Here is a 17,419-nt window from a genome sequence, read left to right as displayed (position 1 = left end):
GACTCCTTTTTAGTAATATTTTTTTAAGAAGCAGCATTACTTATGACTAATCGTACTTTATTAAAAGAATAATGTACGATATATAAATCTTAATGTATATTATCTCATTTTCGCTTTAAAATACTGTCAATAATCTCCCAAATGCTTTTGGTTCTCCGATTGAACTAAAAAAATAGACATTAGTCTCAAGCAATTTTTAAAGGTTAACCTTTAAAAATTGCTTGAGACTAATGTCTACTTTATAAAATAATGTTAGCTTGTTTCTCTTTTCTTCCCTCTTGAAAAAACTGCAATACAACCATTCCCAGTATGACTAGTGATCGTAGGGCCTAGTGGATGCAAACGAATCTCTTTAACCTGAATTTTTTCCTCGATCAAAGCTTTGACCCTCTCTGCACTTTCTAAATCACCAGCATACGCAATAAAAACTGTTTGTTTTAATGGCTCCGTCATTCCTTGAACCGTTTCATCTGCCAGTTTCTTCAAGGCTTTGCTACGTCCTCGGACTTTTCCGATATTTTGCAGCTTCCCTTGATCATCTACCACAATGATCGGCTTAACGTTCATTAGACCGCCGATCGCAAGCTGCTGCTTTGGAAATCCTGCCGCCACGTTCTAAATGCTTTAAATCGTCCACTGTGACCCAAGAATGAACAGTCATTGTATTGTCAGATAACCATAGTAGAATTTCGTCTATAGAATGACCATTTGCTTTTAACTCGATTACTTCACTGACTAACAAGCCTTCTCCAAGACTAGCAGCTTTTGTATCAACAACATAAATTACAGCATCCGGATGTTCTTCTTTCAAAATGTCAACAGCTTGCATTGCACTTTGGTATGAGCCGCTTAATCCAGAAGAAAAAGCTAAATACACTATCGGAATCTGCTTTTCTACAAACGGTCTAAAAAATTCAATATAGCGTCCCACATTCACTTGAGAAGTTGTCGGCATACCACCTGTTTTTATTTCTTGTAAAAACCAGTCATAGTCAAATGTTTTCCCCAAATCATCCACTAATTCTTTCCCATTTATCTGAATCGTCATACTGATAAAATCAACATCATTTGCTTCTAAATATGTATATGGTAAATCACAGCATGAATCTGTCATTAATTTGAATGTCATTTTTAAATCCTCCCTAATTCCTTTTCTATTTTACCACATAATTAATGGATACTCATGTGTTATTAAGTTCGTAAGTAATCAAAAAGGCTTCTATTTGGAGGAAAATGAAAAGAGAGAGACAATTCTTCCTTTGTCTCTCTCTCGTTTTAAGATTTAAATTTGTGCCCAAACACTTTCCAAAACATTCGTTTGGTTACGGTCTGGTCCTACTGAAAATGTTGAAATACGCACGCCAACTAATTCAGAAATACGGTGAACATAGTTTCTTGCATTTGCAGGAAGATCTGCTAATGTTTTACATCCCGTAATATCTTCTGACCAACCAGGTAACTCTTCGTAGACAGGTTTACAACGGCTCAACTCTTTCAAGCTAGCTGGATAATGATAGATCAATTCGCCATCTAATTCATAAGCTGTACAGATTTTTACTGTGTCTAAGCCACTTAATACATCAATCGAGTTCAATGAAAGATTTGTAATTCCTGACACACGTTTAGAGTGACGCATCACAACCGTATCAAACCAACCCACACGACGCGGACGACCTGTTGTTGTTCCATATTCTTTCCCAACTTTACGAATTGTTTCTCCTGTTTCGTCAAACAATTCCGTAGGGAATGGGCCATCACCAACTCGTGATGTATAAGCTTTACAAACACCCACAACTTTATTAATCTTAGAAGGTCCAACACCGCTACCAATTGTAACGCCTCCAGCAACTGGGTTTGATGATGTTACAAATGGATATGTTCCTTGATCGATATCTAGCATAACACCTTGAGCGCCTTCAAATAATACGCGTTTACCTGCATCTAATGCATCATTCAAAATAACAGAAGTATCCGTTACGTATTGTTTGATTTGTTGACCATATTCATAATATTCTTCAAAAATATCTTCAAACGCAATTGGTTCGCTGTCGAACATTTTAACAAATTGACGATTTTTTTCTTCTAGATTTATTTTTAAACGTTCTTCGAAAATTTCTTTATCTAATAAATCAGCTATACGAATCCCTACACGAGCGGCTTTATCCATATATGCTGGGCCAATTCCTTTAATCGTTGTACCAATTTTATTTTCACCTTTGGCATCCTCTTGTAATTGATCCAATTGGATGTGATAAGGTAAAATCACGTGAGCACGGTCAGAAATACGTAAATTATCTGTCGTGACATTATTATCTTTTAAATAAGCCAGTTCTTTTACAAGAGATTTCGGGTTGACTACAACACCATTTCCGATCACACTGATCTTGTCTTTGTAAAAGATACCTGAAGGAATCAAGTGTAGTTTATAAGTGATACCATCAAACTTAATGGTATGACCTGCATTATCTCCGCCTTGATAACGTGCGATGACCTCAGCATTTTCACTTAAAAAATCCGTGATCTTTCCTTTTCCTTCATCGCCCCACTGCGTTCCGACTACTACAACTGATGACATTCGAACACCTCGTTCTAAATTATTTTGTCCTGAATCATTGTACCAATAAAACAGAACGCTTTCAAGAAAAAATCGAATATTGTTTTTTTGAAAAGAAAAAATCCAACCAAAACACGAACATTATTCCATTAATTATTTTACATCAGATAAAAAAACGAATTTTTTTCATTACCTTGTAAAGAAGTTTTATTTTGTTATAATCGTTAACAATACATTATAAACTTATATAGGAGGTATATTCGGGATATGAAATATTATTTTTGTTTAGAGATTGACGAATCTTTGTCTTTAGTCCAACCAACATTAACAATGGCGCACGATCTCTTTGAGCTAGTTGATTCAGATCGGGATCATTTAAGAAAATTTCTTGATTTTATTGATTCTTCCACAACTTATGAGTCTCAAGAGCGTTATATCAAAATGAAATTAGAAGGGGACATCAATGGAACCGACCGCTTATTTATCATCGCATTTAATCAAAAACTAATTGGTTGTATCGACCTACATCTCATTGATGCAGCTAATAAAAAAGCCGAACTCGGTTACTGGCTTCACTCAGCTCAAACCAATAAAGGTATTATGACTAAAATAGTGAAACACGTATGTAGCATCGCATTTGAAGATATGGGGTTAAATAAATTAAGCATTCGTGCGGATGTCGAAAACAAAGCGAGTAATCTTGTTGCCATCAAAAATGGCTTCTCTTTTGTTGGAACAGACAAATCAGAAGTGCTTATGTATGGCGAATTTAGAGACCTTAATAACTATTCTCTTTTAAAAGCCGATTTCAGCTAAAACAAGAGCCTAAGTAAGTCCTTTATGAAAACTTACTTGGGCTCTCCCATTATTTCTAGCTAAAGTTAAAACTCTTCTCTTGGTGATAATGAGGCGAACTTGTTAAACTCTTTGATAAATAACAGCTCTACGGTTCCTCGGGCACCACTACGGTTTTTTTCAATAATAACTTCGATTACATTATCAATTTCAGGTTCTTCACGATCACCGTCTTCTCCATCTTCTCCACGATCATAATAATCATCACGGTATAGGAAAGCAACGATATCTGCGTCTTGCTCAATAGATCCTGACTCACGGATATCACTTAGTACGGGACGTTTATCCTGACGTTGTTCTACACCACGAGATAACTGAGATAATGCAATCACTGGAACTTTTAATTCCTTTGCTAACTTCTTCAATTGACGGGAAATTTCAGATACTTCTTGCTGGCGACTTTCACGACCAGTTCCTTCAATCAGTTGTAGGTAATCGATCAAAATCAATCCTAAATTGCCACGTTCTTGCGCTAATTTTCGACATTTCGCTCGAATTTCTGTGATTTTAATACCTGGCGTATCATCGATATAGATTTGTGCTCTAGATAAACTACCCATCGCAATAATTAGATTTTGCCACTCTTCTTCTGATAACTGACCAGTACGTAAGTGTCCAGCTTCAATCGAACCCTCCGCACAAAGCATACGGTTAACTAATGATTCTGCCCCCATTTCCAAACTGAAAATAGCAACAGAGCGGTCTGTTTTGGTCCCAATATTTTGGGCAATATTTAGGGCAAAGGCTGTTTTACCTACGGCTGGACGAGCTGCTAAAATAATCAATTCTTCCGCTTGTAGTCCCGCAGTCATTTTATCTAAGGCAGGATATCCGGTAGGTAAACCGGTAATTTCTTCGTCATTTTGATACAGTTGGTCTATATTAGCAATCGAGGTGTTCAATACATCAGCAATCGATAAAAATCCGCTTCGATTTCTTTTTTCCGAAACTTCTAGAATGCTACGTTCTGCATCATCTAATATAGTTTCAACATCTTCACCTTGTTCAAATCCTTTTGTAACAATCTCTGTAGCAGTTTGAATCAAGTTGCGCAGCAATGATTTTTGTTCAACAATTTTTGCATAGTACACAATATTAGCAGCCGTTGGTACAGCTAATGCTAAATCAGATAGATAGCTTAATCCGCCAACGTCTTCCAATAAGTTTTCTTGTTCCAAACGATCTTTGATCGTGATCACATCAATCGCTTCATTTCGATCATTCAAAGTAAGCATAGTCTGAAAAATCAATTGATGATTACGGCGATAAAAATCTTTTGGTTCTATGTATTCTAAAGCATCGATAATAACCTCAGCATCCAAAAAAACCGACCCTAAAACGGCCTGCTCTGCTTCCATACTTTGGGGCGGTACTCGATCTTGCCATACTTCATTCATTTTTTTCTCTCCTATAGCTAAAATTACGCTTTTCAGTCTTTCTATTTTAACAAGAAATAGCCGAAATGTACAATGACAATATCGTTTCAGCTCGTCTTAATGAAAAGCAAAAAACAGAGGCACTCCTCTGTTTTCACTCATTATTCTTCTACAACATGAACTTTGATTGTTGCCGTTACTTCATGATGCAATTTAACTGGTACTTTTGTAAAGCCTAGTGACCGAATCGGTTGTGATAGTTCTAGCTTACGTTTGTCTAATTTGACCTTATATTGCTTGGTTAAGGCCTCTGCGATTTGTTTTGAAGGAATTGATCCAAAGAGACGTCCATCCTCACCAGCCTTCGCTTTGAGCTCTACAACAGTTTCTTCCTTTTCTAGAAATTCTTGCATTTTTTTTGCTTCTGCCAAAATTTCAGCTTCATGTTTATCTTGGGCTTTCTTTTGTCCAGCTAAAGCACTGATACTGCCTTTATTCGCTTCTTGAGCATAACCATTTTTGATCAGAAAGTTTTGTGCGTATCCAGTAGGTACTTCTTTTACTTCCCCTTTTTTTCCTTTACCTTTGACGTCTTGTAAAAAAATGACTTTCACTTTATTATTCCTCCTCGTATAGTAATGAATAACCCAGCTCAACTCTTGGTTTTGTTGCACTTCTGGTCTGTTTCACAATAAAGCACATCGACTGCAACAAAACAGCTAAAGGAACTAGCCTAGTGAATCTGAATCATACATCACATCTATATTTTGATGAATCACTTTTAGCAACTGCTCTTTTACCTCAGCTACTGTTACATTAGATAATTGTACCGCAGCGTTGGTAAAATGACCACCTCCGCCCAAATCTTCCATAACTAGTTGGACGTTTATCGACCCGTTACTTCGTGCACTAATACCGATTTGCTTATCGATCCTCTTGGTTATAACAAAAGCGGCATTGATTCCAACCATCGATAATAAGGTATCCGCCGTTTTAGCTGCTGTTACACTATCATACTCATTCTCTTCACTACCCGTCACGATAACCGTATCTGGCGTAACATATTCGCTTTGGGCAATCAAACTGTTCATTTCTAAATAACTCGTTAAATCTGAACTTAATAAATATTGTACTAAAGATGAATCCGCTCCACAAGTTCTCAAATAACTAGCCACATCAAATGTGCGTGCTGTAGTTCGAACACTAAAACTTTTAGTATCGACAACGATTCCTGCGAGTAATAACGTGGCTTCGAATCTATCTAGCTGTTTGTTTACATTACTTTGATACTCAATCAATTCCGTCACTAGCTCTGAGGCGGATGAAGCGGATGACTCGATATAAGAAAGTAGTGGTTTCGCTGGGAATTCATCTCCACGGCGATGATGATCAACAATCACGACTTTATCAAATTGTTCGTATAATTCTTGTGAAATCGAAAGTGATGGTTTATGGTAATCTACCATAATCAATAAACTGCTCTCCGTTTTTTTCTTCATTGCCTCTTTGGGCGTGATAATCTGTTTGGCTAATTCTGGATACTTCTCCAGCTCTGTCATCACCCGTTCAACATCTGGAATACTTTCATTTTTCTCTAACACAACCCAAGCTTCTTTATTGTGAAATTTAGCTAATCTTGCCATACCAAATGCCGAACCAATCGCATCCATATCAGGAAAGCGATGCCCCATAATATACACATCAGAGGACTCAGAAAAGATACCTTGAATTGCAGTACTCATCGCACGAGAACGAACACGCGTTCTCTTTGCGACAGAGGCTGTTCTGCCGCCATAAAAAACTGGTTTCGCATTATCTTTAGCTTCTTTTACAACTACTTGATCACCGCCTCTAACTAATGCGGTATCCAAGTTCGTCTGTGCTGTATTACCAGTCTGGCTTAACGTTTCTCCACCATAAGATATTCCCATACTCAGTGTAATAGAGATCTCTCTTGTGCTAGATTCTTTTCTGATTTTATCCAAAATTTGAAATTTAGAATCCATCATTTTTTTGATATCCTCTAATTGAGCAATAAAAAAATAACGCTCTGCATTCAATCTTTTATAAAAAACTTGATATTCATCCATCCAATCAGAAACCATCGTAGTAATAAAACTATTCAAATAAGATATTTCCTTCTCATCCATACTATCTGTAATATCATCATAATTATCAACCGAAACAATCCCGATAGCCGTTTGCATTTCTAATTTTTCATGGTATAAATTACTTTCTTCCGTAATATCTTTGAACGTAATTGTATTTTGCGTTGTATCAACATTGAAGCGATAAACGTGATCTCCAACTTTAAATATGTCTTTATCCTTCTCCGCTAGTTTTACATATGTTTGTATTAATTCTGGACTAATAAGTGTTTGACCATCCTTATTAAAAACATTTTCCGCGAAAGGATTTAACCACTTAGCTTCGTTTGTATCAGGATCATAATTTATGATCCCAACAGACACTTCGTTAAAAGCATAATCTAATGACTTTTCTGCAATCGTACTCGCTTGTCTAATTTTCTCTGTATTAGATATCTCAATTTTTTTGATTAAATATATTATTCGATTTATCAATATGAGATTAAGAATCAACAATCCAGCTATAAATATATATTTATTAGATATCAAGAAAAATAGCATTACTTCTAATAAGAAGAGAACGAATACTGAACCAAAAATCCGTTTCATTCCATTTTTTTTCATGATAAAGACTCCCCCATTGTTCTGCAGATAAGCTTATTTTAGCATAAAAAAAGAATTTCTGCGAATCACAAAATGTTTCACGTGAAACATCCAAAAAGAAAACTATGTATTATTATCGCAATTAAGCTTGACTCTTTTTCTAATTATCCATAACAAATATATTATTTTATATAATAAAAAGAGATCAAAGAACTAGTTCTTTGATCTCTAAGTAAATTCTATATTATTGCTCTTCACCAACAAATGGTAATAAGCCCATGATACGCGCGCGTTTGATTGCAATTGTTAATTTGCGTTGGTTCTTAGCGCCAGTACCTGTTACACGACGTGGTAAAATCTTTCCACGTTCAGAAATGAATTTTTTTAGTAATTCGATATCTTTATAGTCAATATATTCAATATGGTTAGCAGCGATATAATCGACTTTACGACGTTTACGTCCGCCTCTTCTTTGTTGTGCCATTCTTATTCCCTCCTATCAAATTCGTTTAGAATGGTAAATCATCATCTGAAATGTCAATAGTCGAACCTGAACCACTAAATGGATCAGAATCTCTATCGAAATCAGGCATACCGTTATTGCTAGACTGAGAGGATGATTGATTAAAATTGTTTTGTCCTGAAAAATTATTATTCTGTGGTTGTTGGAAACTTCCGCCACCAGCATTATAAGTTGGTGTTGAATCTGACCCATCTGTTGTCTGTCTTTGTTCTGATGCAGAACGAGACTCTAACAACTGGAAATTCTCACAAACAACTTCAGTCACGTATACACGCTGACCTTGTTGATTTTCGTAATTTCTAGTTTGAATACGACCAGTCACGCCTAATAATGTACCTTTACGCGCATAGTTTGCCATTGTTTCAGCAGGTTTACGCCAAATCACACAGTTAATAAAATCTGCTTCACGATTTCCATTTGCATTCGTAAAGTTACGGTTTACCGCTAAAGTAAATGTCGCAACTGCTGAACCACTAGATGTATATCGTAAATCGGGATCTTTTGTTAGTCTTCCAACTAATACAACGTTGTTAATCATTTAAACATCTCCTTTCGTCAATCCAAATGTTTCACGTGAAACAATTTGGTTATACTTCTTCCTTGATAATCATGTGACGGATAATATCGTCATTGATTTTAGCAAGACGATCAAATTCATTGATTGCTCCTGCAGTTGATGGAGAAGATACTTTAACGATATGATAGATGCCTTCACGGAATCCGTTCATTTCATATGCTAAGCGGCGCTTTTCCCAATCTTTTGATTCGATAACTTCTGCTCCGTTATCTTTCAAGATTGTGTCGAAACGTTCTACTAAAGCAGTTTTTGCTTCTTCATCAATGTTCGGACGAATAATATACATAACTTCATAATTCGTAACTTGACTCATTGATTTTCACCTCCCTATGGACTTTAGGCTCTTAGATTGCTAAGAGCAAGGAGAGTTATCTAAAATATATAGACTACTCACAAGGTTTCATTATACAGCTAAAAGCTGATAAAATCAAGTGTTCTTCGCAATTTTTTGATCATCTTTTTTTCAATTCTATCACTCTCGTCTTACTTTACTATACGCATAAATAATTGTATTTCATTTTTATTGTTTCTAATTCAGGTTATTTCTTTTTCGTGTTATACTATCTTTGTTCGAAATTGCACAAATACTTTGACGTAGTTTGAAAGGATGCTGTTACATTGAATCAATTGTTAGAATATCAACCGCTCAACTTGTACACGAATTATCATAAGGCTGCTCTTAATACCCCAGAAACTGCCATTATTAATGATGAACCTTTACCAGCTTTTCCTGAGCTCGGAACGAATTACACTTATCAATTAAGTCATGAGGCAATTTTACATCGTGCCTTTCAATTAGCTAGTTTAGGGGTAAAAGCGGAAGACAAAATCATTATTTTTAAAAGTTCAAAATTCGATACGTATTTGTTAGCAGTTGCTGCCTCTTATTTAGGCGCTGTTCCCGCAATGATATCTTATCATTTTCCAGCAGAAACGATTGAGGTTTTTGTTGATCGTTTAGAAAATCCATTTATCTTATTTGATGATGAAACCGCAGATAAAATAGCTAAGGTAAAAAATAGTGCCCCAGAAAAACAAATTTCAGTATCGAAACTTTTGGAGGCTCCAGCTAAAGAAGTTCCACAAGTGAAATTACCAGAAGATATGATTGCTTATATGACACATACCTCTGGTACGACTGGTATTCCTAAATTGATTTGTCACTCTGCTAATTCCATGGGATGGCGCACAAAATGGCAAAAAACGATTTTCACAAAAATTGCTGATAAAAAACTTGTTGGATTCCATATTTCACCTGTTCACTCTCGTTTTAACATTGGGATTTCGTCATTAATGGCGATGGGATTTCCGATGATGCCGTTATCGATTTCAAATAGTGATTCTGTTGCTAAAATGCTTATAAAATACAAGCCGATTGCGCTTGAAACCCATCCAAATAATTTTGTTCAATGGACATCTCTAGCGAAAAGACAACCAGAGTCTTTCACAAGTGTACGCTATTACCATTCTACATTTGATGCAATCAATAATGCGACAATGGGCAGTTTCTTAAAAGCTTCAGAGAAAAATGATCCAATCTTTCTTCAAGTATATGGGCAAAGTGAATGTGGTCCAATGATCCTAAAAGCTCATACTTTAGCGTCTCTAAAAACATCAGATGCTCGTGATATGGGCGTTGGTTTGAACGAGTTGACTGAAGCGCGGATCGCAGACAAAGCTGGTAAGGTTTTACCAGCTATGACAGATGGACATATCCAATTTTTATCTAAAGGACGTGCCCTAACCTATTACAAAGAAGATAACCGTTTCCAAGCAACTGTTTTTGGTCCTTGGTGGGATAGTGGCGATTATGGTTTTATGGATGAAAACGGACATTTATTCTTGAAAGATCGGCAAGTTGATTTGATTGAAAAAATCGACAGTAATTTGGCAATTGAGGATCATCTGCTTGATGCTCTTGACTTCCTCCAAGAAGTGATCATCGTTAGAGCGAAAGATAATTCTCCTCAACCCATTCTTGCGGTTGAGCCAAAACACGGGATGGATTGGGATGCTTGGTGGGAACAAGTCGCTGATTTACCTCACTTAAACAAACCAATTATTATGGATTGGGACGACATTCCTCGTACTGCTACGATGAAAGTACAACGATTACAGATTGAGAAAGCTCTAAAAGAAAAATAACATGTTTTTTATAAAAAGAATCACGGACTAACGAAAAATTAGCCTGTGATTCTTTTCATTTAGCATAAATCGTGTCATAAATACCGTATTTTAATAACGCTTCTAAGGATAAAGAGACCCCAATCCCCAAACCAGCTGGCACGCTGATTACACCATTTTGCATTTCAATAGGCTTAGTCAAAATCTCCTCATAATAATAACGATCAGAAGCTGAAATATCTCCAGGGAACGTGAACCCTTTTTGGGAGGCAAACTGTAAATTTAATGCTCTTCCCACACCAGATTCAAACATGCCACCTAGCCAAACAAGTAGCTCCTTTTCTTTACAAAAATCAACTATCTTCATGGCTTCTGTAATACCGCCTACTCTAGGGATTTTTAAATTAATAGCCCGACAGCTTCCCAAAGCAAATGCCAGCTCACAATCTTTGAGTGTTCGAATATTCTCATCCAAACAGATATCTGTTTCTAGTTCTTTTTGCAATTGTGCATGATCCAGAAAGTCATTCGCAGCAAAGGGCTGTTCGATCATCGCTAGATTATAAGCATCTAATTGCTTTAAATGAGGAATATCTTGAATGGTATAAGCTGAATTTGCATCCACCATAATTGAAATATCAGGAAATTTTTGCCGAATCATTTCAAGTGGTTTCAAATCATATCCCGGACGAATTTTTAATTTGATTCTTTGATAGCCGAGTGAAATATAATGCGTAATTTGATTTGATAATTTGGTTAAGTCAGTCTGAATCCCTACACTGACTCCAACTGGAATATGGTCTCTAGTATCATTAAAGTACTCTTTTAGGCTTTTACCGTTCCGTTTAGCATATAAGTCCCAGATTGCTGTCTCGAGGCTAGATTTAGCCATTTGATTCCCTTTTACTACATCAAAGAGAACTGAGACTTCTTTAGGATGCTGAATATCTGTATTTTTCAATAAAGGAATCAAATGGTTTTCAATTATTATTCGAGCTGTGTCAATAGTTTCTTCTATGTAATCTGGCTGTTCAAACGGAACTAGTTCTCCTATCCCCTGAGTTCCTAGCTCATCTGTCACCAACAAAATATCAAAAGCTTTCTCTGTTAAACGACCGTAGCTTGTTTCAAAAGGAATTCGTAAAGGCAATCGAACACGATATCGATCAATGCGGTGAATTTTCAATTTGGTTTCCTCCTTCTTAAAAGCAGAACAAATCGATTAATCTTACGAAAAATAGATAACACTAAAAAGTGTATAGGTCTCGTTCAACTCTGCCAGAGAAATATAACTAAGGGATTTTGTACCTCAGTTATATTTTGTTGTTTCCCATGAGCTGATCCGTATAACTAATTAAAAACGAATACACCACTTCCTCAACTATCTCTGGTTTTTCCAAATGAACACAATGGCCTGCGTTCTTTACGATTTTAATAGACATATTCTGTTGTTTTTCTTGCATATTTTGTGCAATACGTTGAAATTTATGATCTAGTTCTCCCACAATCAATAAAGTAGGAATTTCGATTTTATCCAGCTCTTGCCAAAAATCAGGTTGGACTCCTGTCCCCATAAACCATAAACTACAAGCTAAACCAAAAGCTTGTTGGGATAAACGCTCTTTTCGTAACGTTGCCTGAATTTTGCAAGATAATTGTTTTTGACTATCAAAGAGAGACAGTTTTTCCCATTTATCGACGAAAGCTTCAATTGAGTGGCTCATTATAAAGCCAGCTAAATGTTCATCAGAACACTTGCGTGTCATTCGCTCCGTTTTGCTTTTTAAGCCCGGAGAACCACTCTCTAAGAGTAATTTCTGAATCTTTTGAGGAAATAGACATGTAAAGCCTAAAGCCACTCTAGCACCCATTGAATAGCCTAATAAAGAAAACTTACTTATACCTAATTGTTCTGTCAATAATGCAATATCCTGACACAAGCACTCCATCTGATAACGATAAGGATGGACATAGGAATCTGTTTGACCATGACCAATTAAATCGATCGCTAAAATGTTTCTATCTCTGTCTCTTTGAAAAACTGGAACAAACGTTTGACTCGTCCCTGTGAAGCCATGCAAGCAAACCAATGTTGGTCGATTTGCCTCATAGTCGGTCAACCACTGATAATAATAGTTTACACCATTTATAGCTGTTTTCATTTATTTTTCCCCAGCTTTTCTTTCAATCCATCAACAACTTTTTCATATAACAACACATTTTCTTGGCGATCACCAATAACCTCTATCAATTGAAATTTTGGTTGTTTTTGTGTCGCTTCTAACAGCAACTCTAATTGTTCTAAGCTCTCAGCTTTTACATATTCAGCATCGTATAGCTGAGCAACTAAAGAAAAATCTAAATCGATCGGTGTGCCAAAAATTGGTTCGAAATCGTCTTTTTCCAATTGGCGCTGTGACAGAAAAGAAAAGATACCACCACCATTATTATTTAATAAAACAATCGTTAATGGTAAATTGTATCGTTTTGCCAACAACAAGCCGTTCATATCGTGATACATAGCTAAATCACCGATCAACAGTACATTTTGGCGCTCTGGATTTGTGGCACAAACTCCTAACGCTGTCGAGATAATGCCGTCGATTCCATTGATCCCGCGATTACCAAATAACTGATACTGATTATTATCAGGAGTTGAAAATCGATCTAAAAAGCGGATCGCATTGCTATTCGAAACAAACAATTGACCCTTTTTTGCCATTTTTTTATGAACAAGAATACTTGCTGTCGTTTCATTGAGAGTCTTCATCTCGCTAAGTTCCGTTAATTGCTGTTCGGTTGTTTCTTGCCAATCAATCCATTGATTACACCATGAATCTGATGTTCTTCTTATAATTCTCTCCGTAATTTCCTTAGCAAAAGTCTGTTCATCTGCTTGGATAGCAACTTGGGTTTGTTTTAATTGATCTTGCCATTCACCCGTTTCATCAACGAAGTAGACCATTGTCGTCTCATTAAGAGATTGCAGCCAGAACATTGTATTTTTTGAAATGGGCATCATTCCAAATCGAACCACCACATCTGGATATTGGCTCATTTCAACTTCTTGAATAAACAAGTCAGCGTAACGCATAATCAAGGGACTATCGTTACTACTCGACGTGATATTTGCCAAAGGATCACTAAGAATTGGCCAACTTAATCTTTCTGCCAATTCAATAAATACAGCCGCTTCTTCTGGTGTGTGCGTTCCACCTACAACTAAAACACCTTTTTTCCCTTGCCATGCATCAACACATTCTATTAGTTGTTTCTCAGACAATTGCTTTTTACCTGCGAATATTTCAGTTGTTCTTTCAGCGAACAATGATCGATTTAAATCAGGCAATAATGGTTCCCGCAATGGGAAATTCAGGTGAACTGGACCTTTTGGTGTTTGGCAAGCCGTGTCTATTGCACGCATTCCTTGCCAATAAGCATAATCCAGCATCACTTTTGTTCCTTCTGGGATCGCCATTTCAATAAATTCTTTTACATGATGCTGAAATAAATGGAACTGATCCATTGCTTGAGGAGCGCCTACTTGCCGTAATTCATGGGGCCTATCTGTTGTCAAAACAATCAACGGGATATGACTAGCATTTGCTTCACAAATTGCCGGATAGTAATTTGCTGCAGCCGTTCCTGATGTACATAATAAAACAACTGGCTTACAGCTTGCTTTACTTAATCCCAAAGCAAAAAAAGCCGCCGAACGTTCATCTACTTCAATAAACGTTTCAATTTGCTCTTGTCGATGCAACAATAAGGCTAATGGCGTGGAACGAGAACCAGGGCTTATCACAGCTTGCTCTACCCCACTGCTGATCATCCCTTCAACAAAGGTTTGCAAATAATTGGTCATTTCACTTTGAGTTGTCATGATTGTCCCCACCTATCCCTCTTAGCATCGGTTGAAATTTAATTTTTGTCTCAATTCTTTCTTGCTCTGCTTGAGAATCTTTAATAATACCACACCCAGCGTATAGATAACCTACTTTATCAGAAAGCACAGCTGAACGGATTCCTACTGCAAATTCTCCTATATCTTCTTTAATAGCAATCCAGCCAATTGGAGCACCGTATAGACCTCTATCTAACTGTTCATGCTCTTTAAGCCAAGCCAAAGCTAGTTCCTTGGGCTCCCCGCCTAATGCAGGTGTTGGATGTAGTTGCTGGATTCCTTTCAAGAAACGATACTCTTTTTGACGTTGCCCTTCGATCGGTAGATGTAAGTGCTGAATATCACGATTCTTTAATAATTCTGGTGTCTGAACCTCTATAGAAGTCCCTGTCATCTTTTCTAATTCTTTGATGATTCTATCTACAACGATTTTATGTTCTTGTTTATTCTTCATGTCATTCAGTAAATAGTTGCCAAGTTCATCATCTTCCGTCTTCGTTGTTCCACGTGAAACAGAACCAGCGATACTTGCCGTTGAAAAAGTCTTTGTAGATGCTCTTAATAAGCGCTCTGGTGTAGCACCAACAAAGAGATGTTCATTCGATTCAAACACAAAAAAGTACGTATTTGTTTGCTGTTGTTGCAGATTCCTTAAAATAACCTCTGCCTGAAAGGGACGATTACTTTGCACTTTCATTTGTCTAGCCAACACGACTTTCTCTAACGGTCCTTCTTCTCGTAATTTCGCTACCGTTTCGTCAACAACCGTCATCCATTCAGATACAGCGATTTCTTCTGCTTTTATTTGTGCCGTATCTTTTTCTTCTACTAACTGAGTATCCATTAGTTCTTCGAATTCAGCTGTGAGTTCCAACCACTTTTGTTGTATTATTTCTTTATTTTCTGCACTAAAATTCATCGTAAGATACTGTTTTCCAGCGGTTTCTGTAAGTAAAAAGGTCGGTAAATAAAACAGCCCTTGTTCCATAATTCCCCAATCATTTTGCTTCGATTGTTTGCCGTCAAAAGCAAAACCGCCAAACAAAATAGCTCCTGTTCCAGAAACAGAACAATTTTGATAAATTTTATCTTTTTCTTTTAAAATAAATGTATCTACTTGCTCAAACGAAGCTCGATCATACGCTAATTCATTTTCTCTACCGAAACCGACTAGCGTAAATTTTTTATCCGGTGTTTGCCAATAAAACCGTTCACCTTTAAATGCTTTTTGCCCCTTCTCAAAAGAAGTACGCAAAGGTGTTGTAATTTCATTTATTTCTTTGACCCAGCTAAATTGACGATAGCCATTTTCATAAGCTTGTTCTAATTCTTTAGGAATGCTCATTTGCTTAAAAAAGCCTCCCTTTCTATTGTTGTTAAGCGGTGTTTCGCTAATTTCCCACTAGCTGTTTTAGGTAGTGAATGGCACAAATAGATTCGTTTAGGTAGTTTATATTTTGCTAAGTAATTTTTAGCAAAGGTATTTATTCTTTCTTTTGTGATCGTTGATTCTCCAACAATGTAAGCTACTGGAACAGCGCCCCATTTTGTATCAGATTCACCAACTACGGCAACCTCTTTTATACCAGGAAACTCTTGAAGAATATGCTCGATTTCTGTAGGATAAATATTTTCGCCGCCTGAGATGATCAACTCACTTAAACGACTGACTAAATACAAATATCCTTCTTCATCTAAATAGCCCATATCACCCGTTTTAAACCAGCCATCTGCTGTCCATTTTACCGTTTGCCATTGCTCGCCATTTAAATACGCACGAACGACATTCTTACCTTTTAAAAGAATCTCTCCAACTTCATTTGGAGGCACACGTCTCTCTTGTCCATCAACGATTTTGATTTCCATTCCCATCAGTGGTTTTCCTGCAGAGCCTATTTTATTTCCAGCATCTTTAAAGCTTAAAGCCACGACTTGAGAGCAAGTTTCGGTCATTCCATATGATTGGATCACAGGTATACCATAACCTTCACATTTTTCCAACGCTTTGGGAGAAATCGGACCACCACCAAGTAACATTGCTTTAAAAGCTGAGCTATAGCCCTTTGCAGGATAGTTTTCCAGTAACTGTTGGAGCATAACCGCCACAACAGAAATCACTGTCCCACGATCTTCGGCTAAATCATTTGTCACTATTTTTGCATCAAATTTATGATATAAACGGATACTGCAACCCAGCACTAATTGTCGCACAATGATCGACAAGCCACTAATGTGAAATAGAGGTACTGGACAAAGCCAACAATCTTCAGCCGTAATAGTCATATTTTCTTGCGTTGCCAGTGCACTAGCCAAATGATTACTAAAACACTGCACGACACCTTTAGGATTTCCTGTCGTACCTGATGTGTACATAATCGAAGCAGTGGTATTAGGTTGATAGATAGAATGGGATTCTGGTTCTACTACGACTTCAGTGCCCTCTGGAATAATCATTTCAATTACTATTAATTGATCCAGTTCAGTAAAAAATGCCAAATTTTCAGTAGAAACCACTACCAGATTCACCTTTGCATCGGTCAATTGGTAGTGGAGTTCCTGCAAGCTTAACTGTGTATTTAATAAAACTAGCTCTTTACCTAATTCCCACAAAGCTAAAATCGAAAAATACATTTCTTTTGAATTACGGCTAAATAGCGCAACTCGTTTTTCATTATTCGGTATTTTTAACGAAAATGCTGCTGTCCATCGTTTAACTTCTTGAGCGACCTCAGCAAAAGACCATGCCTCATCCTGCCAATAAAAAGCAGGTTGATTAGGTCTTTCATCCGCTTGTTTTTGTAGCCAACTGCTCATGT

General features: G+C 36.8%; 14 protein-coding genes and 1 pseudogene. 2 read left to right on the top strand and 13 right to left on the bottom strand.

Annotation, left to right across the window (positions count from 1 at the left end; all coding sequences use genetic code 11):
- Positions 1-252: 252 nt before the first annotated feature.
- Positions 253-1,129: pseudogene (locus tag AC1PU0_RS00180) on the bottom strand (DegV family protein).
- 153 nt (positions 1,130-1,282) lie between these two features.
- Positions 1,283-2,575: an adenylosuccinate synthase gene (locus AC1PU0_RS00175; RefSeq protein WP_069653494.1), complete on the bottom strand. Its 1,293-nt coding sequence runs from the start codon at positions 2,573-2,575 to the stop codon at positions 1,283-1,285.
- A 246-nt stretch (positions 2,576-2,821) separates the two neighbouring features.
- On the opposite strand from AC1PU0_RS00175, the gene AC1PU0_RS00170 reads away from it, so the two are divergent.
- Complete coding sequence (locus AC1PU0_RS00170; RefSeq protein ID WP_069653495.1) at positions 2,822-3,370, top strand: GNAT family N-acetyltransferase; 549 nt, start codon at positions 2,822-2,824, stop codon at positions 3,368-3,370.
- 65 nt (positions 3,371-3,435) lie between these two features.
- Here AC1PU0_RS00170 and dnaB read toward each other — a convergent pair whose 3' ends face one another.
- From dnaB to rpsF, 6 genes are all read right to left on the bottom strand, one after another.
- Complete coding sequence (gene dnaB, locus AC1PU0_RS00165; protein WP_069653498.1) at positions 3,436-4,806, bottom strand: replicative DNA helicase; 1,371 nt, start codon at positions 4,804-4,806, stop codon at positions 3,436-3,438.
- Positions 4,807-4,946: 140 nt separating this feature from the next.
- A complete protein-coding gene (gene rplI, locus AC1PU0_RS00160; protein WP_206849746.1) occupies positions 4,947-5,399 on the bottom strand; it encodes a 50S ribosomal protein L9 in 453 nt (150 codons plus the stop codon).
- A gap of 114 nt (positions 5,400-5,513) precedes the next feature.
- The gene (locus AC1PU0_RS00155) at positions 5,514-7,496 is read right to left on the bottom strand and encodes a DHH family phosphoesterase (protein ID WP_479998604.1); all 1,983 of its coding nucleotides are present in this window, start codon (positions 7,494-7,496) and stop codon (positions 5,514-5,516) included.
- Between the two features lie 223 nt (positions 7,497-7,719).
- Positions 7,720-7,959 carry a 30S ribosomal protein S18 gene (gene rpsR / locus AC1PU0_RS00150; protein ID WP_010762117.1) on the bottom strand — a complete coding sequence of 80 codons (240 nt, stop codon included), beginning with the start codon at positions 7,957-7,959 and terminating at the stop codon, positions 7,720-7,722.
- 25 nt (positions 7,960-7,984) lie between these two features.
- On the bottom strand, positions 7,985-8,536 hold the full coding sequence (gene ssb, locus AC1PU0_RS00145) for a single-stranded DNA-binding protein (RefSeq protein ID WP_025870561.1): 552 nt from the start codon (positions 8,534-8,536) through the stop codon (positions 7,985-7,987).
- Between the two features lie 49 nt (positions 8,537-8,585).
- The gene (gene rpsF, locus AC1PU0_RS00140; protein WP_010766612.1) at positions 8,586-8,888 is read right to left on the bottom strand and encodes a 30S ribosomal protein S6; all 303 of its coding nucleotides are present in this window, start codon (positions 8,886-8,888) and stop codon (positions 8,586-8,588) included.
- 305 nt (positions 8,889-9,193) lie between these two features.
- Here rpsF and AC1PU0_RS00135 point away from each other — a divergent pair, with 305 nt between their 5' ends.
- A complete protein-coding gene (locus tag AC1PU0_RS00135) occupies positions 9,194-10,720 on the top strand; it encodes an AMP-binding protein (RefSeq protein ID WP_206849744.1) in 1,527 nt (508 codons plus the stop codon).
- A gap of 55 nt (positions 10,721-10,775) precedes the next feature.
- On the opposite strand, the gene menC is transcribed toward AC1PU0_RS00135, so the two are convergent.
- From menC to AC1PU0_RS00110, 5 genes are all read right to left on the bottom strand, one after another.
- On the bottom strand, positions 10,776-11,885 hold the full coding sequence (gene menC, locus AC1PU0_RS00130; protein WP_069653502.1) for an o-succinylbenzoate synthase: 1,110 nt from the start codon (positions 11,883-11,885) through the stop codon (positions 10,776-10,778).
- Positions 11,886-12,012: 127 nt separating this feature from the next.
- Positions 12,013-12,861: a 2-succinyl-6-hydroxy-2,4-cyclohexadiene-1-carboxylate synthase gene (gene menH / locus AC1PU0_RS00125; protein ID WP_069653503.1), complete on the bottom strand. Its 849-nt coding sequence runs from the start codon at positions 12,859-12,861 to the stop codon at positions 12,013-12,015.
- On the bottom strand, positions 12,858-14,582 hold the full coding sequence (gene menD / locus AC1PU0_RS00120; RefSeq protein ID WP_479998603.1) for a 2-succinyl-5-enolpyruvyl-6-hydroxy-3-cyclohexene-1-carboxylic-acid synthase: 1,725 nt from the start codon (positions 14,580-14,582) through the stop codon (positions 12,858-12,860). Before menD ends, menH begins: the two co-directional genes overlap by 4 nt.
- Entirely contained in the window at positions 14,566-15,948 is a 1,383-nt protein-coding gene (locus AC1PU0_RS00115; RefSeq protein WP_206849742.1) for an isochorismate synthase, read from the bottom strand. Before AC1PU0_RS00115 ends, menD begins: the two co-directional genes overlap by 17 nt.
- Positions 15,945-17,417 carry an o-succinylbenzoate--CoA ligase gene (locus tag AC1PU0_RS00110; protein ID WP_479998602.1) on the bottom strand — a complete coding sequence of 491 codons (1,473 nt, stop codon included), beginning with the start codon at positions 17,415-17,417 and terminating at the stop codon, positions 15,945-15,947. The genes AC1PU0_RS00115 and AC1PU0_RS00110 overlap by 4 nt, the downstream gene beginning before the upstream one ends.
- Positions 17,418-17,419 lie beyond the last annotated feature (2 nt).

This window comes from Enterococcus sp. XAF26B05_ASV22, assembly GCF_056727285.1.
This window is presented reverse-complemented; position numbering and strand designations above follow the sequence as displayed.